Here is a 19827-nt window from a genome sequence, read left to right on the forward strand (position 1 = left end):
CAGGGGTGGCCGAAGGCCATCGCGAAGCGACGCGACGACGAAGGAGGAGCGCCCTTGAGGGACCGGCCCGCCCCGGAAGGACAAAGAGCTGCCGGGAAACCCGCTCGATCCTGGCGCCCCCGACCAAGGGGGCCCCGCCCACCGCGCCCCCGCCGAGCAGTCGCCCCCTCCCAGGCGGGCGGCCCCTACCCCCGAACCCCCTCAGCTCTCACCCTTCAGCTCTCAACCCCCACGCCCCACACCCCCACGCTCCCCACGCCCCCCACACGCCCCCCACCCCCGAAGAACGGCGCCAGCGCCAGCTCCGCCGCGCCCTCGGCCACACCGCCCGCGGCTACGCCGACCTCCGGTGCGGTGCCGCCGAGGCTGCGCACCTGGAGGACCCGGCGGACTCCCGCCGTGAACACCTCCGGGGCGGAATCCACCACGCGTCCCCCGAGCCACACCCGGTCCGCGTCGAGCAGCGCCACCACGTTGGCGGCGCCCTCGCCCAGGATCCGGGCCGCCTCCGGCAGGTCCCCGCGGGTCACCGCGGCCAGGCACAGCACCTCGGCGCAGCCCCTCCCCCCGCACCGGCAGGGCGGGCCGTCCAGGCTCAGCACCTGGTGCCCGAACTCCCCCGCCGCCGAGCGCGCCCCGCGGTACACCTCACCGTCGAGCCGCAGCCCCGCGCCGAGGCCGCTGCCCAGATGCAGGTACAGGGAGGCCCCGGAGCCGGCGTTGCCCGGCCCCGGACCGGCCCCCGCAGCTCCCGCGTTGGTGTCCTTGTCCACCACCACCGGCGGCGCGTCGGGCCCCAGCCCGTCCACCACCGCCCGACGCAGCGGGAACCCCTCCCACTCCGGATGTCCGGTCACCCGCCCCATGACCCCGGCCCGCCAATCCAGCGGCCCCGGCGCGGCAACCCCCACCCCGAGCAGCTCCGGCAGCCGGCCGCGCACCAGCCCGACCGCCCGCACGACCGCCTCCACCACCGCTTCCGGACCGGCCCCGAAGTCCAGGGGGCCACTGCACCGGTCCACGACCCGGCCCGCCAGGTCGACCCGTACCGCCCGCAGCTCATCGCGGTCCGCGTGCACGCCCACCGCGTGCCGGGCTTCTGCCACCAGCCGCAGCAGGGTCCGCGGTTTGCCGCCGGTGGACGCGCCCCGGCCGGCCTCGGCCACGAGTCCCTCGGCCCGCAGCCGCGCCGTGATCTTGCTGACGGCCTGCGGGGTGAGTCCCGTACGGGCGGCGAGGTCGGCGCGCCCGAGGCCCGCGGCCCCGGCTCCGCGCAACAGGGCGAGCACGAGGGCATCGTTGTGCCCGCGCAGGGCGGGCAGGTTGACCCCGCCGGCACCGACCCGACCCGTACCCCCGCTACCCCACTCCCACTCAGACTCCACCCACCCATTGTCCCCCGTCCTTGCACTTAAGCAACACTGTTGCCAAAGTGACCCCATGAACCCCGCACCCCCCACATCCCCCACACCCCCCACACCCCCCACACCCCCCACACCCCCCAAGCCCACCCCCACCCGCCCCCTCCGCGTAGCCGTAATCGGCTACGGCCTCGCCGGATCGGTCTTCCACGCCCCCCTGGTCGCCGCCACCGACGGCCTCGTCCTCGACACCGTCGTCACCTCCGACCCCGGCCGCCAGGCCCAGGCCCGCGAGGCCTACCCGGACGTCCGCATCACCGCGTCACCGGAAGACGCATGGGCCCGGGACCCGGACCCGGAGGCCGCCCTGGACCTGGTCGTCATCGCCTCCCCGAACAAGACGCACGTCCCCCTGGCCACGGCCGCCCTGAACGCCGGCATCCCGGTCGTCGTGGACAAGCCCCTCGCCGCGACCGCCGCCGAGGCCCGCGAGCTCGCCGAGCTCGCCGACCGGACCGGAACGTTCCTCTCCGTCTTCCAGAACCGCCGCTGGGACAACGACTTCCTCACCCTGCGCCGCCTCCTCTCCGCCGGCGAACTCGGCGACGTCCAGCGCTTCGAGTCCCGCTTCGAGCGGTGGCGCCCGCAGCTCAAGGGCGGCTGGCGCGAGTCCGGCGCCCCGGAGGAGATCGGCGGCCTGCTGTACGACCTCGGCAGCCACGTCGTGGACCAGGCGCTCGTGCTCTTCGGCCCCGCCGTACGCGTGTACGCGGAGACCGACGTGCGACGCCCGGGCGCCGAGACGGACGACGACACCTTCATCGCCCTCACGCACGCGAACGGCGTCCGCTCCCACCTCTACGTCAGCGCCACCACCGCCCAGCTCGGCCCCCGCTTCCGCGTCCTCGGCTCCCGCGCCGGCTACGTGAAGTACGGCCTCGATCCGCAGGAGGCCGCGCTGCGCGAGGGCCACCGGCCGGCCAGCGACGGCACGCCTTGGGGCGAGGAGCCCGAGCACATGTGGGGCCGCCTGGGCTCCGGCGAGTCCCCGCTGACCGGTGGCGGGACCCCCGTGCCCACCCTGCCGGGCGACTACCCCGCGTACTACGCGGCCGTGGCGGCCGCACTGCGCGGCGGCGGGCAGGCTCCGGTCACCGCGCACGAGGCGGCGCAGTGCCTGGCAGTGCTGGAGGCCGCGCGCGTCTCGTCCCGCGACGGCGTCACCGTCGCCCTCTGAGAAGAGCCCAGCCGGCCCGCCCACCGCCGGCTCCACGCCACAGGACGGTAATAGAAACGGCTCATAGCCACGGCACCCGGAACAAACGATCTATCCTTCACAATCTGACGATCAGCACACTCGTTCGCTCGTGAAGGATGGACCCGCCTCGTGAAGCTGCTCCGGATCGCCTCGGCCGTCGTCACGGCCGCGATCGCCCCGGCCGTCCTGCTGGCCTCGCCGGCCTTCGCCGCCGAAGCCTTCGCCGCCGCGGCGGTCGGCAAGCCGGCAGCCGCTCCGGCCGTCCTCGGCAAGGACCCGGTCGGCGGGAGCGGGCAGCAGCAGGACAAGCCGGGTGAGGACCCGCAGGCCGCCAAGGACCGGGCCTCCATCCAGGCGATCCTGGCCGACCCGGCGACCGGGCCGGGCGTCCGCGAGGCAGCCGAGAAGGCACTCAAGGGAACGGCCGAGGACATGCGGAAGTTCCTCGACGTCGAGTGGGCCAAGCAGCAGCTGTCGGACGACCGCGTACTGGTCGCCCGTATCACCGAGGCCGGCGGTCCGGCCGTACGGAAGGCCGGCGACGCCGCCATGGCCGTCAACACGCGCGAGGCGCTCACCGAGTTCCTGCGCAACGGGCAGCACGTCGCCCGCTTCGAGGACGACAAGGCGGAGCTGGCGCGCATGCTCCCCGGCGCGGGCAAGGCGGTCACGGAGGCGGTGAACAAGCTGCTGAGCAGCGGCACGCGTGACGAGGTGCGCGAGTTCGTCCAGAACGGGCAGCACAAGGCCCGCGCCGAGGACGACCGGGTCGCGCTGCTCGGGATGATGAAGGACGCCGGGCCGGGCCTCAAGGAAGGGATCGTCAGGCTCCTGGAGAAGAACCCGACCCCCGCCGAGCTGCGTACGTTCGTGACGACGACGCAGCACGAGCTGCGCGACGACGACAACTCCGCCCTCATCTCGGCCATGCTGAAGGGGGCCGGACCGGAGCTGAAGAAGGCCGCTCTCGCCGCCCTCAAGGGAACGCCCGCCGACCGCATCGAGTTCCTCAAGAACGGGCAGCACGCCGCGCGCGCCAAGGACAAGGCCGCGGGCGACCAGGGCGGCAAGGACGAGAGCAAGGGCGGCGACAAGAGCGGCAGCAAGGACTCCGCCGCCAAGTCCGCCTCGGACAACGACTCCGCAACCGGCACCGGCACCGGCACCGGAAGCAGCACCAAGGCGACCCCGCCCGGCAGCTCCGGCCCACTGGCCAGCACGGGCGCCAACGCGCAGCTGGCCGTGGCGGCGGGCGCGGGCGCAGCCGCCCTGGGCGCGGGCACGGGCCTGCTCTACGCGGGACACCGCCGGCGCATGGCGACCAAGCGCTGACCACGACACGGCCGCAGCGGGTGGACGCACACGCCCACCCACCCCCTGCGGCCGACCTCAAAACAGCCGGCACCAGCACCAGCACCAGCACCCGCACCCGCACCCGCACCCGCACCCGCACCAAACGCTAGGCGCTCTTGAACACCTGCCGCTGCCGCCCCAGCCGCTCGATCTCCAGCTCCACGACGTCGCCGGCCCGCAGGTACGGCTTCGGCTCCGGCCGGCCCATGGCGACGCCGGCCGGCGTACCGGTGACGATGACGTCGCCGGGGTAGAGGGTCATGAACTGGCTCAGGTACCGCACGACCTCGCCGACGGGGAAGATCTGGTCGGCGGTGTTGCCGTCCTGCTTGAGCTCTCCGTTGACCCACAGCCTGACGTCCAGCACCTGCGGGTCCTGGACCTCGTCGGCGGTCACCAGCCACGGGCCGAGCGGGGTGAAGGTCTCGCAGTTCTTGCCCTTGTCCCAGGTGCCGCCGCGCTCGATCTGGAACTCCCGCTCCGAGACGTCGTTCACCAGCACGTACCCGCCCACGTGGGCGAGTGCCTCCTCGACGGAGGCCAGGTAGCGGGCCGTGCTGCCGATGACCACGCCGAGCTCGGCCTCCCAGTCCGTCTTCGCGCTGCCGCGCGGGATCAGGACGGTGTCGTCCGGCCCGACCACCGTGTCCGCGGCCTTGAGGAACAGGATCGGCTCGGCGGGCGGCTCGGCACCGATCTCGGCGGCGTGCCCGAAGTAGTTCAGCCCGATGCCCACGACCTTGCCGATGCGGCCCACCGGCGCACCGATCCGCAGCCCCTCCGCCTCCAGGACCGGGAGTTCCCCGGACGCCGCAGCCTCCCGGACCCGGGACAGCACGGAGTCGTCGGCGAGCAGGGCGCCGTCCACCTCCGTGACCAGGCCGGACAGGTCGCGCAGCGACCCGTCCTCGTCGAGCAGCGCGGGGCGCTCCGCCCCGACCGGTCCGACTCGTAGCAGCTTCATGGGCATTCTCCCGTGGTCGAGGGTGGTCGGCCCATGGGCGTGCCCCGGGCCGGACGATGGGTGCGGCCATCGGAGGATTGGCTGATCCTCCAAGACCCTCGAACAATCCGCAAGACCCTGTTCACGGACTGGAACGCCCGGCCGGAACCGACTCCGCGGCGGCCCTATGCCCCGCCCGCCACCTCGAACCGCTCCTTCCGGTACCGGAGCCAAGCCTGCTCGGCCACCGACCAGGCGGTGGTGGTCGCGAGGTACAGCCCGGCGGCCAGCGGCACCACGGCGGCGGTGATCAGCGTCCCGAAGGACAGCAGCGGCAGTACGCCGCCCACCCGACGCAACATCTCCCGCTGCTCCGCACTCAGCTCAACCCCCGCCGACGCACCCGCACGGGCACGGGCACGGGCACCAGCCCCCGGACCAGAAGCAGCAGCAGGGGCAGGGGCAGGGGCAGGGGCAGAAGCAACCCCCACCAACGCAGCCGTCCGCCGCGCCCGCACCGCACTCAACGCGGCAACCACGGCGATCACCGCGAACAGCGCGAGGAACACCATCCCCTGCGCCCCGAGCACACCCCCGGCCCCGAGCGCGTCAACCCACCGCGCGCTCAACGGGGCCGCGAACAGCCGGTGGTCCAGCAGCTCACCGGGCGTGGTGAAGGACCGGTACATGAGGATGAACACCGGCGCCTGCAAGAGCATCGGCAGGCACCCGGCTACGGGCGTGGCGCCCTTGAAGGCGGCACGGTTCAGCGGGTGCAGGGCGAGCCGTACGAGGACGGTGAACAGCACGATCGCCGCAGCGGTCGCGGACCCGGGCAGTGCCGGCTCCAGGAGCCGGCCCAGCTCGACAACAAGATCAGTGAAAACGGACACGCGGGCCCTCCGAGGGGTCTCGTCGAACGTCGAAAGACAGACATGCATTTCGGCGCGACGACCCGCGAGGGACGCACAGCAAAGCCCGGCGCCCGCGCCCGACACAGCAGGCAGCACGGGCAACGTGGGCGGAGCGGAAAGCAGAAAGGGTAGGCAGCGACGCTGCGCGCCCCTACGCGGCCGTCAGGACGAGACGGCCGGGCGCCCTGGGCCGCGACCGGCCCGAGGCATCGGGATCACGCTGTGGCAGGAACGCCGTACGCTGCTCGCGATCACGGATCGCGGTACGTATGCGGTGGGGCGGCACGGGCCGCACGAGGCGCGCCACCAGGGCGGCAACCCCTACGGTGACGGCGGCGGCGGTGGCTGCGAGGGCGACCATGACGGCGCCCGGCCCGCTCTCCCCGGCGAACAGCCACAGGGATCCCGCGAGCAGCAGCAGCGGCGCCAGCCGCGAAGCGACAGCCCCGACGAGGGAACCGGACCATCGAGCCCCGAGAGACCGGAAAGACCGGGAGAACCGGTAGGACCGGTAGGACCGCAAAGACACCCGGCTCTCGCCACCTTGCTCGTCCACCTGCTCGTCCACGACCCGACCCACCCCCTCTCGACCGCCCGCGGTCGCTCACCTCCACGACCCCCGCACGCACACACGCACGCGCGCACCCCGATACTAACCGCCCCCACCGACAACGCCCCCGCCGGCCAAGCCACTTAACGGACCAGCGTCCCCCACACCACGAGCCGGTACTTGGAGGAGAACTCGGGCGTGCAGGTGGTGAGCGTGATGTACGCGCCGGATTCGCCGAACCCGTACTCCGGCCTGACCGCGCTCCGCGGTACCGGTGCGATCACCCCGACGTCGCGCTCGCTCGTCTCGGCCAGCGTCTTGCGCACGGTGTACGTGAACGTGCGCCCCCGCACTTCGACGACCAACTCGTCCCCGGCCCGCAGCCGGTTGATGTACCGGAACGGTTCCCCGTGGGTGTTGCGGTGCCCGGCCAGCGCGAAGTTGCCCTCCGCACCTGGCTGGGCGGTCCCGGGGTAGTGACCGGCGTACCCCTTGTCGAGCACGGACCGCTTGTCGACCCCCTGCGCGATCGGCGCGACGACACCGAGCCGGGGAATCCGCAGCACACCGTACGCAGAGACCGGCCCCGACCCCCCACCGGCCCCAACGGAGCCAGGGCCAGAACCACCCCCACCAGTCGCCGACGAACCCGATGCAGCAGGCGCAGGCGCAGGCACAGCCGTAGGCGCGGGCGCGGGCGAGGAACCTCCGAGCTCCCCAGGAGCAGGACCGAGCCCTCCCCACCCCCTCTCCAGCGCCGCGACCTGCCGCTGGGCCGAGGCAGCGGCGAGCCGGTTGGTCCACCACACCTGGTGCACGACGAACAGCAGCACCACCACACCCACCGTGACGGCCAGTTCGGCGGCCACCCACAACAAACCGCGCACGCCGCGCAACCCCTGCACCCCGCGCAACCCCCGCACCCCGTGCAACCCCCGCAAACCGGCCCGGGAGGACCCCGCTCCGCGGCCGTGCACCACCACACGCATGTGATCCCGCACGGGGCGCACCTTAAGACCTCCCCCGCCAACAGACCAGCGGCAGTACGGTGTGAACCATGCGCCCCGACACGCCTGCCGAGCACATCGCCGAAGCCGAGCGCCTGATCCGCACGGCGACCCGCTACCCCGAGGACCAGGAGCCGCTGCTGCTCCAGGCCGCGGCCCATCTCGAACTGGCCGACGCACGAGAGCGGGCGAGCGCGCTCTACGACCAACTCCTCGCCGGCAAACCGGCCAACGTCCACCTGATCAAGGCGTTGCAGGCCGCGAACCTGTGGGAGTACGGGCACGAGCCCGAGGCACGCGCCCTCATCCAGGGCATCCGGGCCGCGGCCCCCTCGGACCCGGCCCCCTGGGAGGTCATCGCGGAGGCCCTGGAGGCCCACGACGAGCTCGCCGACTCGGAGGAGTGCTTCACCCAGGCGGCCACCCTCCTCATCTCGGACGCCGCACCGCTGACTCCGGCCACCACCGCGCTCCTCACGGGCCGCCACCGGGTGCGCCGCCTGCTCGGGCTCCCGCACGACGACTGGGACATGGTCGCCGACACCCGTCACACCGGCCCGATCCCGCTGGACGAGTTGCACGACCCGAAGCGCATCTGGGCCCTGGGCTCCGACGACCCGGCCGAGCTCCGTGCCGAGATCGCCCGGCTCCGCGCGGAGCTGGGCGACCGGCGTGCCGCCCTGTCCCGCCCCTTCCCGGTGGCGATCCTGCACTGGCCGCAGCGGGAGCTGGCCGAGCTCCTGACCAGCTACCCGACCCTGGCGGCGGAGTACCCCTCGCACGAGGCACACCTCACCCAGATCGAGACGTCGCTGCGCGCCCTGGCCGCCTCGGGCACGACGAACCTCGGCATCGTCACGGCCAGCGTCCCCTCGTACGAGGCGTTCGCCGCGTCGGAGAAGACCTCCCCGGCCTCCCCGTCCCTCCTCCCGGAGTACGCGACGACCCTGGCCGCCCGCGGCAAGGCCACCCCGTGGCCCCCGTCCCCGAACGCCCCCTGCTGGTGCACCTCGACCAAGCCCTACGCGGAGTGCCACGGCCGGCCGCCCACGGCGTGATCCCGGCCGCGGCGTGATGCCGCCCACGGCGTGATCCGGGCCGCAGTGGCCCGTACCCCCTCAGCAGCGGAGCGGCAGTTCGAGTTGTTGGTGGCCGCGGGCCACCGCCCTCGGTGGGCTGGGGCGGGTGGAAGTGAGGGTCAGGAGGGCGCGGAGGGCCCTGGTGACCTCGTCGGGGGTGTCGCGGATCATCGACGGGGTCGCGCTGACCACCAGGATGCCGTGGGACTCCAGGCGGAGCCGGCGGCGGAGGGTGGCCTGCCAGGCGTCGCGGGTGTAGTGGTACTCGGCCGAGTCGATCTCCAGGGCGACGCCCTCGTCGGGCCAGTACGCGTCGGGGCTGGCCAGGAAGGCGCCGTCCGGGGTGTAGAGGCGGGCGTTCCACAGCGGGGTCGGGAGGTCCGTCGCGGTGAGGGCGTCACGGGCCCGGGCCTCGGCCGGGGAGCGGACCCCGGCCACGAGTTCCGCGGCCGCGGCGCGGATCGCCGGACGGCGCAGGAGGCGCGCGGTGCGGAGTTCGGCGTACAGGTCCTGCGGGTGGCACCAGCCGGACTGGACGACGTGGGCCAGGATCGCGCGGACCCGGTCGGGGTCGGTGGCGCGCGAGGCGAAGTCGGCCGCCGCCCGGACGGGGCGGGTGGAGGGGATGCCCGCCACCGAGATCGTCTGGGGCCAACGAGTCGTCGGTACGGGCCGCACCTCGGCGGTGGCGGCCGGCTTGCGCGGGGCGCGGACCAGGACGTCGGCCGGGGTCCAGGAGGCGTCGCGGATGCCGAGCAGGGCCAGGGCGGCGCCGCCGGTGAGGGCGGCCGTCGCGCCGGACAGCGGGTCCACGGCGGGCTCGGCGGCGTACAGGACGGCGGCGAGGGCGCGCTGGCGGTGGTCCGGGGGGCCGGTCTGGAGGAGGTACACGCGCGGCAGTAAGCGCTGCCAGGGGCCCCCGGGGCGGGTGCGGGAGGTGACGGTGCCGTCCGGGACGCCGGAGGCGGTGAGCTGGTGGCGGGTGGCGAGGTTGAGCTGCCTGCGGAACCGGGGCGGGAGCTTCGGTGTGATCATGCCGGCGGTATGCCCGCCCCACGACCCCGGGACCCCTGCCCGACCCTTCTGCCCCTCCCCGGCTCACCCGGCCCCGCCGCACCGGCCCGACCGACCCGTCTGCCCGGCCCACCCCGCCCGGCGTAGCCCAGCCCGCCCCCGGCCCGGTCAACCGCCCGGACCGGCTCCATCCGTCGCCCCGCCCCGCCCGGCCCGGCTCGGGTCAGCTCGACCCGGCCACGGCCTCCCCGTGCAGCCCCACCCAGCCCAGAGCGGCCTGGCCCAGCCCCACCCGTCCGGGTCCGGTCAGCGGCCCGGCCGATCAGCGGCCCGGGTGGTCCGGGGAGAGGAAGACGATCACAGCGGTGGTGTGGGTGGTCGGCAGGGCGGGGACCTCGTGCCAGCCCAGGCGGCGGTAGGTGGCCACCGTGTCCGCCGCCAGGCGGGAGGTCAGCAGCCACGCCCGCCGGTCCGGCGCGTCGGCGGTGACCTCGGCGAGCAGGGCCCGGCCGGTGCCGCGGCCGCGCGCGTACGGGCGTACGGCGAGCTCGTCGATCTCCAGCGCACCCGCGAGGAGGTCCCGTACCCGGTCCGGGCCGAGCTGTGCGGCGACCTGGGCGTACCCGCGGTCGGAGGGGAAGTCGGCCGGGGTGAGCCAGGCCGTGGCGAAGCCGTCGACGCCCGCGGCGGACTGGGCGATCGCCGTGCGGAAGCCGGGGCGCCGGCTGTCGGACTGTAGCCGGGACGCGAACTGGCGAATGGTTTCCGCACCCTCGTTCCACGGCGGTGCCGAGAACACCTCGGCGTAGGCGTCGACGAGTTCGTCCGCGAGGTCGAGGACGGCCGCTCCGTAGCAGATCACGATGTCCGCACCTCTCTCTTCGTCCCGATTGGGGTGGGACGGCGACTGTATGCCCGTCCGGGACCACGGGGCGCGTACCGCACGGATCCGGCGAGTGTGCGACAAATCCCCTCCTCCGCGTGCGTGTCGCGGACCGGGCAGCCGCGTTGAGCAGCCCGTGGACAGACTGCTTCGGGCGGCCGGCCGGTGCGCCCTCGCCTTCCTTCTCGTTCTGGGTGTGGTCGCACTGCTGCCGCGTGCCGTGCAGGAGGCCGTACCGGACGCGGTGATCGGCGGGGCCGTGCTCGTGCTCGGGGCGCTGGCTGCCGCCGGCCGGGTACCGAAGCGGCCGCGTTAGCCTCGTAGACGGGCCCGCCGCGCGTACGTACGCGTATGTGCGGGGGCCCTGCGGTGTGGTGTGGTGCAGTGGGGATCGGGCCGGGCGCAGACGCGGGGCCCGAGCCGCGACCACACGGCGCGCGCACGCACAAGCACCGATACACGGATTCGACGAACTGACGAGGGAGTTGGGAATGGCGCGGGTACCGAGTTCCGCAATGGCGGCCGTCGGACTGGTCGGCGGTTACGCCGTCGCCCGGTGGACCAAGAAGCGTCAGCTGGGCGGTGTCGTCCTGGGCGCGGCCGGGATCGCGGCCGGGCGCGAGTGGCACCGGCGCGGCGGCGTCCCCGCGGCGGCCGGGCTCGGGGCGCTGTACCTGGCCGGCTTCGCGGGCGCGCACCCGCTGGCGAAGAAGGTCGGGGCGTGGCCGGCCGTGCTCGGCGCGACCGCGGTCGTGGCCACCACCGCCTGGGCCGTGGCCGACCGCGGCTGACCGACCGGGGCTGACCAACCGGGGCCGCCCTGCCCACCCCACGGCCGGCCGAGGCCACGGCCGGCCGGCACAGCCGAGGCCACGGGTGCCGGGGCGGCACCACCCCGCCGCTCCCGAGGCCCGTTGCGGCACGGGAGCCACGCCACCACCTCACCCGTTCCCCTCGCCGACCGCCCGGCGCGCCCGACACCTCGGCGGTGCCGCAGCGGCAGGCCCGCACGGCGCCGGAAAGGCAGTGCTTCCAGCGGCCGGGGCGCCCGGGCCGTCCTCGGTACCGGTACCGGTGCCGGTACCGGTACCTAGCGCGGCACGGCGGGGCACGGCACGGCACGGCACGGCAGCCATGCGTCGCCGGTGGTACCGGCGCCCGTGCCCCCGGGGTCACGCGCCGAACGCTCGGGACACGGCGTGGATCATGAGGCCGGCCAGGGCGCCGACCACCGTGCCGTTGATGCGGATGAACTGCAGGTCGCGGCCGATGTGGGCCTCGATCTTGCGGGTCGTCTGCTCCGCGTCCCACCCGGCCACCGTCTCGGTGATCAGCGAGGTGATCTCGGCCCGGTAGGTGGTCACCACGTACACCACCGCGCCCTCCATCCACCCCTCCACCTTGTCCTGCACCCGCTGGTCCGTGGCCAGCCTCGTCCCCAGCGACAGCAGCGACGCCCGTACCCGCAGCCGCAGCTCGCTGCGCTCGTCCTCAGCGGCCGCCAGGATCAGCGACCTGATCGCCGTCCACGCGGAGGCGATCACGTCCTGGATCTCCTCCCGCTCCAGGATCTCGGTCTTGAGCCGTTCCACCCGGGCCCGGGTGTCCGTGTCCGCCTGGAGGTCGGCCGCGAAGTCCGTCAGGAAGCGGTCCACCGCCCCGCGCGCCGGGTGCTGCGGCATGTCCCGCATCTCCGTGAGGAAGCGCAGCAGCTCCTTGTACACGCGCTCGCCGACCTTGCGGTCCACGAACCGCGGGGTCCAGCCCGGCGCACCGCCCTGGACGGCGCCCATCACCGAGTCCCCGTGCGTCACCAGCCAGTCGCGCGCCTTGGCGCACACCAGGTCGACGACCCGGTGGTGCCCGCCGTCCGCGACGACCCGCTCCAGGGTCTTGCCGATGCCCGGCGCGATCTCGGCGGACTCCGCGCGGCGCGTGATGGCCTCCCCGACGACGGCCTGGACGTCGGAGTCGCGCAGTACTGTCAGGGCCCCGCGCAACGCCGTGGCGAGCTCGGCGGTGACCCGGTCCGCGTGTGCGGGCTCGGCCAGCCAGGCCCCCAGCCGGCGGCCGATACCGAGGGCGTGCAGGCGGGCGCGGACCACGTCCGGGGCGAGGAAGTTCTCGCCGACGAAGTCGCCGAGCGTGGCACCGAGCTGGTTCTTCTTGGTCGGGATGATCGCGGTGTGCGGAATGGGCAGGCCGAGCGGATGACGGAAGAGCGCCGTCACCGCGAACCAGTCCGCGAGCGCGCCGACCATGCCCGCCTCGGCGGCGGCCCGGACGTAGCCGACCCAGGCGCTGGCACCGGTGTGCTCCGCCCAGGTGGTGAGCACGTACACCAGCGCCACCAGGAGCAGCAGGCCGGTGGCGGTGACCTTCATCCGGCGCACGCCGCGGCGGCGCTCCTCGTCCGCCTCGCTGAACACGAAGCCGCTGAGGGCGGGGGTGCGGGCCGACCGGCCCCCGCTCCGGGGGCCGGCGCCCGGGCCCGCGCCCGGGCCGCCGCCGGCCACGGCCAGCACCACGTGGGTTCCGGGTCCCGGTCCGGCCCCGGAGCCGGCGCTGGGAGCCTCGGGCTCGGGGCCGGGATCCCCGGCCCCGGCGCCGGTCCCGGCTCCGGGGCCGGGGCCTGATTCCGTCCCCCGCCCGTGGCCCGGGTCCGGGCCCGCGGGGGTGTCGCCTTCGGGTGCGGTGTGGTCGTTCACGTGCTTCTGCCTTCCCCCGGGCGCCGGTTTTGTCTGCATAGCATCCGACTCCCCGCGAGCCCGAGGAGTTCCCGGCGCGCCCGGCGCGCCGTCCTTGAAGCCCTCGGACCCCCGGGCTCGCGGACCCTGCGCCCCTCGACCCCTCGACCCCTCAGGCACTCGGACCCTCAGGCCTCCAGGCCCTCAAGCCCCCGGCCCCACCGACCCACCGGACCCGACCCCGGACCCCCGGACCCCGGACGGCGGACCCCGCACCCCGGACCCTCACAGCTCCTTGCGGAGGCTCGGGCCGCCCAGGCCCTGCTGGCCCTTCGACGGCCTGGGCGTCTTCGGCGGCTTGACCTTGACCTCCACCCCGCCCCAGAAGGCGAGGCCCGTCACGACCACCCGCGGGGCGCCCGGCGCCGGCGGGCCCGCAGCGCCCTTCTGGTCGAAGCCGCCCATGATGCCGACGCCCCGTACGTCGAGCTCCACGTCCGGCGGGACGATGATCTCGACACCTCCCATGATCGCGACGCAGTTGATCACCACCTCGCGCTCCGCGAAGTACGCCTCGCGCAGGTCGAGCTGGCCGCCGCCCCAGAACGCCACCGCGTCGAAGCGCGGGGGCACGGTCCAGTTGCCCTTGCGGTCGAACCCGGACATCACGGCCACGGCCGTGCCGGACGTCCCCGCGGGCCTCCCGACGCCGACCCGCCCCGCCCAGGAGCCGTCGGCCCCCGTCCCCGCCACCGGGAACGGTACTCCCGCCGGGGCACCGCCGGGCGCCGGCAGGTCCCGGGTCAGCGGCTCCAGCTCGGCGTAGGTGCGCGAGGTGTACGCCGCCTCCAGCCGCTCCTCGAATTCGTCCATGTCGAGCCGTCCCTCGGCGACGGCGTCGCGCAGCCGCTCCACCACCCGCTCCCGGTCGGCATCCGACGCCCTCAGTTCCGGCAACGGCTTCTGCGGCCCCTCGTCAGTCATGGGGTCCAGCCTATGCAGCGGGGACCGGGAGTTGTACGGCCCGGACCCCCGTCTTGTCCCCTGATCCGCCCCTGATTCGTCCCTGGCCCGCACCCCCTAGAGGTCCCGGACGAGCCACCCCCGGCCCGCCCACGCCCCCGCCCCCGCCCTCACCCGCAGGCCGCTCTCCTCAGCCCCGTCCCGCGTACATCCGCGCGATCACGTCCTCGATGTCCGGCTCCCGTACCGACAGGTCCGACAGCGGGTACTTCGCCGCCACCTCCGCCACCAGCGGTGCCGCCGAGGCCCCGGCCGGGAACGCCAGCCACTGCCGCGGCCCCTCCACCTTCACCACCCGCGCCCCCGACACGCTGATCGCCGGAAGCTCCCGCTCCAGGTCCAGTACGAGCATCCGCTCGCTCTCCCCCACCGACCCCGCCGCGTACAGCCCGGCCAGCGCCCCGTCGTACATCAGCCGCCCCTGGTCGATGACCATCACCCGCTCGCACAACTGCTCGATGTCCTGCAGGTCGTGGGTCGTGAGCAGCACCGTCGTGCCGAGCTCCTGGTTCAGCTGCCGCAGGAAGCCCCGTACCTTCGCCTTGCTCACCACGTCGAGCCCGATCGTCGGCTCGTCCAGGTACAGCACGTCGGGATCGTGCAGCAACGCCGCCGCGATGTCCCCGCGCATCCGTTGCCCCAGCGACAGCTGCCGCACCGGTACGTCCAGCAGCGCGCCCAGGTCCAGCCGGTCCACGCAGCGCTCCAGGTTCTCCTCGAAGCGGGCCCGTGGAATCCGGTACAGCCGCCGCACCAGCCCGTACGAGTCCTTCAGCGGCAGGTCCCACCACAGGGTGGTGCGCTGCCCGAACACCACCCCGATGCGGTGCGCCAGCCGCATCCGCTCCCGTGCAGGGTCGATGCCGGCGACCCTCAGCTGGCCCCCGCTCGGGTTCAGGATGCCGGTCAGCATCTTGATCGTGGTCGACTTCCCGGCGCCGTTGGGTCCGATGTAGCCCACCACCTCGCCCCGCGCCACCTGGAAGCTGATCCCGTCCACGGCCCTGACCTGGCGTTTCTCCCGCCTCACCAGGCCGGCCCGCCGCCGGACGTCGAAGACCTTCTCGACCCCGTCCAGCTCGATCAGCACCTCCCCGCCGTGCACGACGTCCACACCAACCTCCACACCCGCACCCGCACCCGCACCCACATCTGCGCCGCTGCCCTCACTGCCCACAACGCCTCAACTCCCCGTGCTCCGATACGTACGAAGGCCCGCGCGCCAGGCCAGCGACGCGGGCACGAACACCACGAACGCCACCACCGGGCTCATGAACGCCAGCCACCCGGGCAGCCCCAGCGGATCCGGCCGCCCCAGCACGTACAGCGCGGGCAGCCAGTTGACGAAGGCGAGCGGCACCAGGAACGTGACCCCGCGCAGCAGGTCCTTCGCGAAGACGGTCGGCGGGTACTGGAGCATCGTGTTGCCGCCGTACGTGAACGAGTTCTGCACCTCCGCCGCGTCCCCGGCGACGAACTGGAACGCAGCCCCGGCCACCATCACCGCCCCGAAGATCGCCGCCCCGGCCACGACCATCACGGGCAGCAGCAGGGCCTTGGCGAGCGTCCACTGCACGTCCAGCACCGTCACCCCCCAGGCCATCACCCCCAGCCCCTGCACGACCCGCCCCAGCCGGCGCAGCGCGAACCGGTCGGCCGCCACCTGGGCGAGCACCGGCACCGGCCGCACCAGCATCGTGTCGAGCGAGCCGTCGCGGATCCGCAGCCCGATCCGTTCGGTGGTGCCGAGCAGCAGGTCGGCGAGCCCGAGCGAGGCCGAGGAGGCCCCGTACAGCAGTGCGATCTCGGGCAGGGTGAACCCGCCCAGGGCGTCGACGTGCGAGAACATCAGGAAGATCGCGACGAAGTCGAGCAGTGTGATCGCCGCGTTCCCGACCGTCGAGAGCACGAACGACGCCCGGTACGCCATCGTCGACCGGATCCACATCGCGGCGATCAGCCCGTAGCCGCGCAGCCCCTCCAGCGCACGCCCGCACCACGCCCCCGCGAACCCCCGAGCGCCCCGGTACCCGGCACTGCCGGGGAACCCGACGGTGCCCTCGAACCCAGCAGTGCCCCCGCCCCCGCATGCGCCCTCGACCCCGCGTGCGCCCCCGCGCCCATGTGCGCCCCCGCCCCCGTGTGCGCCCTCGAATCCCCGTACCGCGGGGACCTCCTCAGCCACCCTGCACCACCACCTTCCGTGTCGCGGCCGACTGCATCAGCCGCCCCAGCCCCAGCAGCACCACCACCCACCCCGCCTGGAAGGCCAGCGCCCGCGCCACCCCCGCGGCCCCCGCGTCCCGGCCCAGCAGCACGTCCATCGGCACCTGGAGCATCGCCGACCACGGCAGCACCCGCACCAACTCCCCGAAACCGCCCGGGAACACCGTCAGCGGCAGCAGCATCCCCGAGAAGAAGACCGAGGCGACCGTCGCCATCAGGTTGACCCCGGAGCCGTCCATCAGCCAGAACGCCGCGAGCCCCAGCAGGTACCGCAGCGCGAAGCTCACCACCAGCCCCAGCAACACGGACACCAGGAACAGCAGCCAGCGCAGCGGATCCGCGGGCAGCGCCAACTCGAAGGCCAGCGCCCCGGCCGCCAGCGGCACCGCCCCCCGCGCCACCAACTGGAACGCGGCCCGCCCCAGGTCGGCGGCGAGCCACCACAACTGCAGGTCCGCCGGCCGGTACAGGTCGACCGCGATGTCCCCGGTCCGGATCCGCTCCTGGAGATCCTCCTGGAAGCCTCCGCCGATCAACGCCGCAGCGGCCAACATCGCCTGGCTCACCCATACGAAGGTCAGGGCCTGCGCCTGGTCGTAACCGCCGAGGCCCGGACGCTCGTCCCACAGCGCGAGGTACGTGTACGCGAGGATGAAGCCGAAGACGGTGTTGGTGAAGACCCCCGCCGCCGTCGCCGTTCCGTACGTGGCGTACCGCCTCAACCCCCCGGCCGCGACGGCCAGATACAGCCGCGCCCGTCCGACTACCTGCCCGGCAGCCCGCCCGGCAGCCCGCCCCACCGCCCGCTGGCGCACCGTATCCCTCCGATTTCCCGCGTCGTTCCCACGATGTCCGTGCCTGCCCAGGCCAAAGACGCGCGAGCTTAGTGCGGAGGAGCGATCCGTGCGACCGATTTGCGCCCGTATTACGCCCGTTCGACGCGGAACGAGCAGCCATCGGGTAGACAGCATGGAGTACAGATCCGGATATTTCGAACACCTTCGAGGAGCCCCGGCAATGAGCGACCAGTCACCGCCCCCTGGCTGGACCCCTCGCGACCCGGACGCCTCCCGCAGACAGCCCGACGGACGACCCGGCGGACAGCCGGGCGCACGACCCACAGCACACGGCCCCGGACACGGCACCGGACACGGCGTCGGACACCCCGCCGACCACACCGCCGGACAGCACCCCGCCCCCAAACCCAAGCGCCCGCGCACCGGATGGCGCCGCCTGGTCCCCACCTGGCGCGTGGTCCTGGGCTGCGTCCTGCTGCTGCTCCTGCTCCTCGGCGGCGCCCTCATCGCCGGCTACCTGCTCGTCGACATCCCGCCCGCCAACGCCGCGGCCACCGCCCAGTCCAACGTCTACCTCTACTCCGACGGCTCCCAACTCGCCCACGACGGCGAGGTCAACCGCGTCAACGTCCCGCTCTCCCAGATCCCCCGAACGGTGCAGGAAGCCGTACTCGCCGCCGAGGACCGCGACTTCTACTCCGAGCGGGCCGTCGACCCCAAGGCGATGGTCCGCGCCGCCTGGAACACCCTCACCGGCAAGGGCAAACAGTCCGGCTCCACCATCACCCAGCAGTACGTCAAGAACTACTACCTCGGCCAGGAACAGACCATCAAGCGCAAGGTCAAGGAGTTCTTCATCGCGATCAAACTGGGCCGCGAGAAGTCGAAGGACTACATCCTGGAGGGCTACCTCAACACCAGCTACTTCGGCCGCAACGCCTACGGCATCCAAGCCGCCGCCCAGGCCTACTACGGCAAGGACGTCGGCCGGCTCACCACCGCCGAGGGCGCCTACCTCGCCACCCTCCTCAACTCCCCCAGCACCTTCGACGTCGTCACCCACCCCGGCAGCCGCGACCGCGCCCTCGCCCGCTGGAACTACGTCCTCGACGGCATGGTCAAGAAGAACTGGCTCACCGAGACCGAGCGCGCCGCCGTCCGCTTCCCCGAACCCGGCAAGGTCCGCGCGGCCCCCGGCCTGTCCGGCCAACGCGGCTACCTCGTCGAAGCCGTCAAGGACTACATCACCGAACACAAGATCCTCGACGAGAACACCCTCGCCGAGGGCGGCTACCGCATCACCACCACCATCGACCGCCGCCGCCAGACCGACCTCGTCGACGCCGTCGACGACCAGATGGTCAGCAAACTCGACCCCGAACAGCGCCCCGTGGACCGCTTCGTCCGCGCCGGCGGCACCTCCATCGACCCGGCCACCGGCAAGGTCGTCGCCATGTACGGCGGCATCGACTACACCAAGCAGTACGTCAACAACGCGACCCGGCACGACTACCAGGTCGCCTCCACCTTCAAGCCGTTCGTCTTCGCTTCCGCCGTCGAGAACGGCTCCCGCACCCAGGACGGCCGCCTGATCACCCCCGCCACCCTCTACAACGGCGACAACAGGCGCCGCGTCGTCGGCACCCGCATCCCCTACGCACCCGAGAACGAGGGCCAGATCAGCTACGGCCTCATCCCCGTCACCACCGCCACCGACCTCTCCGTCAACACCGTCTTCGCGCAGATGGTCGTCGACGTCGGCACCGCCAAGGTCAAACGGACCGCGATCGCCCTCGGCATCCCCGCGAACACCCCGAACTTCACCGCCACCCCGGCCATGGCCCTCGGCACCATGCAGGCCAGCGTCCTCGACATGACCCAGGCGTACGCCACCCTCGCCGACCACGGGCAGTACACCCCGTACACCTTCGTCGAGAAGATCACCAAGGGTGACGACACCGTCCCGCTCCCCGACCGCACCCCGCGCCGGGCCGTCAGCCGCGAGTCCGCCGACACCACGACCTCCGTCCTGATCGGCGTCGTCGACAACGGCACCGGCACCGCCGCCCTCGCCGCCGGCCACCCGTCCGCCGGCAAGACCGGCACCGCCGAACTCGACCGCGCCGCCTGGTTCGCCGCGTACACCCCGAACCTCGTCACGGTCGTGGCGATGATGGGCCAGGACCCCGACACCGGCACCCCCGAATCCCTGTACGGGGCACTCGGCCAGGCCCGCATCGGCGGCGGCGGCTACCCCGCCCGGATCTGGGCCCAGTACACGAAGACGGCCCTGGAGGCGACCGACCCCGTCGACTTCGACCTCGAACTCCAGCCCGGCGCGGCCGCCACCCCGCCGCCCTTCGCCCCGCAGACACCGCAACAACCCGGCGAGACCACCCCGGGCACGCCGTTCCCGCCGGAACGCCCGGGCCGGCCGACCGGACCCCGGGACGGACAGGACCAGGGCCAGAACGAAGGCCAGGACCAGGGCGGCCAGGACCAAGGAGGCCAGGACCAGGACCAGGGCCGGACCGAAGGACAGCAGCAGGGCGGCCAGGAAACCGGCGGCCGGACCACCGAGGGCCGGACCACCGGCGGCACCACCACCGGCGGCGGCACGGGCGGCGGCACCAGCAGCGGCATCACCGGCGCCCTCGGCGGCACGGGCGGCGGCCCGCTCCTGCGCACCCGTACCCGCCCGCCCTCCGAATACCTGGAATGACGAAACCCGG

Annotated in this window: 18 protein-coding genes; 6 read left to right on the forward strand and 12 right to left on the reverse strand. The window is 73.6% G+C overall.

The features are described 5' to 3' along the window. Nucleotides 1–215: 215 nt before the first annotated feature. A complete protein-coding gene (locus tag ACZ4VL_RS14485; RefSeq protein WP_468199653.1) occupies nucleotides 216–1385 on the reverse strand; it encodes an ROK family transcriptional regulator in 1170 nt (389 codons plus the stop codon). Nucleotides 1386–1440: 55 nt separating this feature from the next. Between ACZ4VL_RS14485 and ACZ4VL_RS14490 the strand changes: the two genes are divergently transcribed. Next, entirely contained in the window at nucleotides 1441–2598 is a 1158-nt protein-coding gene (locus tag ACZ4VL_RS14490) for a Gfo/Idh/MocA family protein (RefSeq protein WP_468199654.1), read from the forward strand. A gap of 150 nt (nucleotides 2599–2748) precedes the next feature. Continuing rightward, complete coding sequence (locus ACZ4VL_RS14495) at nucleotides 2749–3951, forward strand: ALF repeat-containing protein (protein WP_468199655.1); 1203 nt, start codon at nucleotides 2749–2751, stop codon at nucleotides 3949–3951. Between the two features lie 127 nt (nucleotides 3952–4078). Here ACZ4VL_RS14495 and ACZ4VL_RS14500 read toward each other — a convergent pair whose 3' ends face one another. From ACZ4VL_RS14500 to ACZ4VL_RS14515, 4 genes are all read right to left on the reverse strand, one after another. Continuing rightward, nucleotides 4079–4936, reverse strand: coding sequence for a fumarylacetoacetate hydrolase family protein (locus ACZ4VL_RS14500; RefSeq protein WP_468199657.1), 858 nt, complete (start codon nucleotides 4934–4936; stop codon nucleotides 4079–4081). A gap of 164 nt (nucleotides 4937–5100) precedes the next feature. Further along, nucleotides 5101–5808 (reverse strand): YidC/Oxa1 family membrane protein insertase, encoded by a 708-nt coding sequence (locus ACZ4VL_RS14505; protein ID WP_468199658.1) that lies wholly within the window; start codon nucleotides 5806–5808, stop codon nucleotides 5101–5103. Between the two features lie 172 nt (nucleotides 5809–5980). Beyond that, nucleotides 5981–6259, reverse strand: a complete 279-nt coding sequence (locus ACZ4VL_RS14510; RefSeq protein WP_468199741.1) for a DUF6412 domain-containing protein — start codon at nucleotides 6257–6259, stop codon at nucleotides 5981–5983. Between the two features lie 263 nt (nucleotides 6260–6522). Further along, entirely contained in the window at nucleotides 6523–7368 is an 846-nt protein-coding gene (locus tag ACZ4VL_RS14515) for a class E sortase (protein ID WP_468199743.1), read from the reverse strand. Between the two features lie 68 nt (nucleotides 7369–7436). Here ACZ4VL_RS14515 and ACZ4VL_RS14520 point away from each other — a divergent pair, with 68 nt between their 5' ends. After that, entirely contained in the window at nucleotides 7437–8444 is a 1008-nt protein-coding gene (locus tag ACZ4VL_RS14520) for an SEC-C domain-containing protein (protein WP_361084544.1), read from the forward strand. 60 nt (nucleotides 8445–8504) lie between these two features. Here ACZ4VL_RS14520 and ACZ4VL_RS14525 read toward each other — a convergent pair whose 3' ends face one another. Together ACZ4VL_RS14525 and ACZ4VL_RS14530 are read right to left on the reverse strand one after the other, a co-directional pair. Further along, nucleotides 8505–9500 carry a hypothetical protein gene (locus ACZ4VL_RS14525; RefSeq protein ID WP_468199660.1) on the reverse strand — a complete coding sequence of 332 codons (996 nt, stop codon included), beginning with the start codon at nucleotides 9498–9500 and terminating at the stop codon, nucleotides 8505–8507. Nucleotides 9501–9801: 301 nt separating this feature from the next. Beyond that, nucleotides 9802–10341: a GNAT family N-acetyltransferase gene (locus ACZ4VL_RS14530; protein ID WP_468199661.1), complete on the reverse strand. Its 540-nt coding sequence runs from the start codon at nucleotides 10339–10341 to the stop codon at nucleotides 9802–9804. Between the two features lie 157 nt (nucleotides 10342–10498). On the opposite strand from ACZ4VL_RS14530, the gene ACZ4VL_RS14535 reads away from it, so the two are divergent. Both ACZ4VL_RS14535 and ACZ4VL_RS14540 read left to right on the forward strand, forming a co-directional pair. Next, nucleotides 10499–10678: a hypothetical protein gene (locus tag ACZ4VL_RS14535; RefSeq protein WP_468199663.1), complete on the forward strand. Its 180-nt coding sequence runs from the start codon at nucleotides 10499–10501 to the stop codon at nucleotides 10676–10678. 175 nt (nucleotides 10679–10853) lie between these two features. Next, nucleotides 10854–11153, forward strand: a complete 300-nt coding sequence (locus tag ACZ4VL_RS14540; RefSeq protein ID WP_468199664.1) for a hypothetical protein — start codon at nucleotides 10854–10856, stop codon at nucleotides 11151–11153. Nucleotides 11154–11534: 381 nt separating this feature from the next. Here the strand turns inward: ACZ4VL_RS14540 and ACZ4VL_RS14545 are convergent, their stop codons facing one another. The 5 genes from ACZ4VL_RS14545 to ACZ4VL_RS14565 form a co-directional block, all read right to left on the reverse strand. Then, nucleotides 11535–13109, reverse strand: a complete 1575-nt coding sequence (locus ACZ4VL_RS14545; protein ID WP_468199666.1) for a DUF445 domain-containing protein — start codon at nucleotides 13107–13109, stop codon at nucleotides 11535–11537. A 225-nt stretch (nucleotides 13110–13334) separates the two neighbouring features. Further along, nucleotides 13335–14033 (reverse strand): DUF1707 SHOCT-like domain-containing protein, encoded by a 699-nt coding sequence (locus ACZ4VL_RS14550; RefSeq protein ID WP_468199667.1) that lies wholly within the window; start codon nucleotides 14031–14033, stop codon nucleotides 13335–13337. 169 nt (nucleotides 14034–14202) lie between these two features. Then, a complete protein-coding gene (locus ACZ4VL_RS14555; RefSeq protein WP_468199668.1) occupies nucleotides 14203–15186 on the reverse strand; it encodes an ABC transporter ATP-binding protein in 984 nt (327 codons plus the stop codon). 69 nt (nucleotides 15187–15255) lie between these two features. Continuing rightward, nucleotides 15256–16257 (reverse strand): ABC transporter permease, encoded by a 1002-nt coding sequence (locus ACZ4VL_RS14560; RefSeq protein WP_468199670.1) that lies wholly within the window; start codon nucleotides 16255–16257, stop codon nucleotides 15256–15258. Then, on the reverse strand, nucleotides 16250–17098 hold the full coding sequence (locus ACZ4VL_RS14565; RefSeq protein ID WP_468199744.1) for an ABC transporter permease: 849 nt from the start codon (nucleotides 17096–17098) through the stop codon (nucleotides 16250–16252). Before ACZ4VL_RS14565 ends, ACZ4VL_RS14560 begins: the two co-directional genes overlap by 8 nt. A 217-nt stretch (nucleotides 17099–17315) precedes the next feature. Here ACZ4VL_RS14565 and ACZ4VL_RS14570 point away from each other — a divergent pair, with 217 nt between their 5' ends. Beyond that, complete coding sequence (locus tag ACZ4VL_RS14570; protein ID WP_468199671.1) at nucleotides 17316–19817, forward strand: transglycosylase domain-containing protein; 2502 nt, start codon at nucleotides 17316–17318, stop codon at nucleotides 19815–19817. Nucleotides 19818–19827: the final 10 nt, after the last annotated feature.

The organism is Streptomyces sp. NPDC029014 (assembly GCF_055564695.1).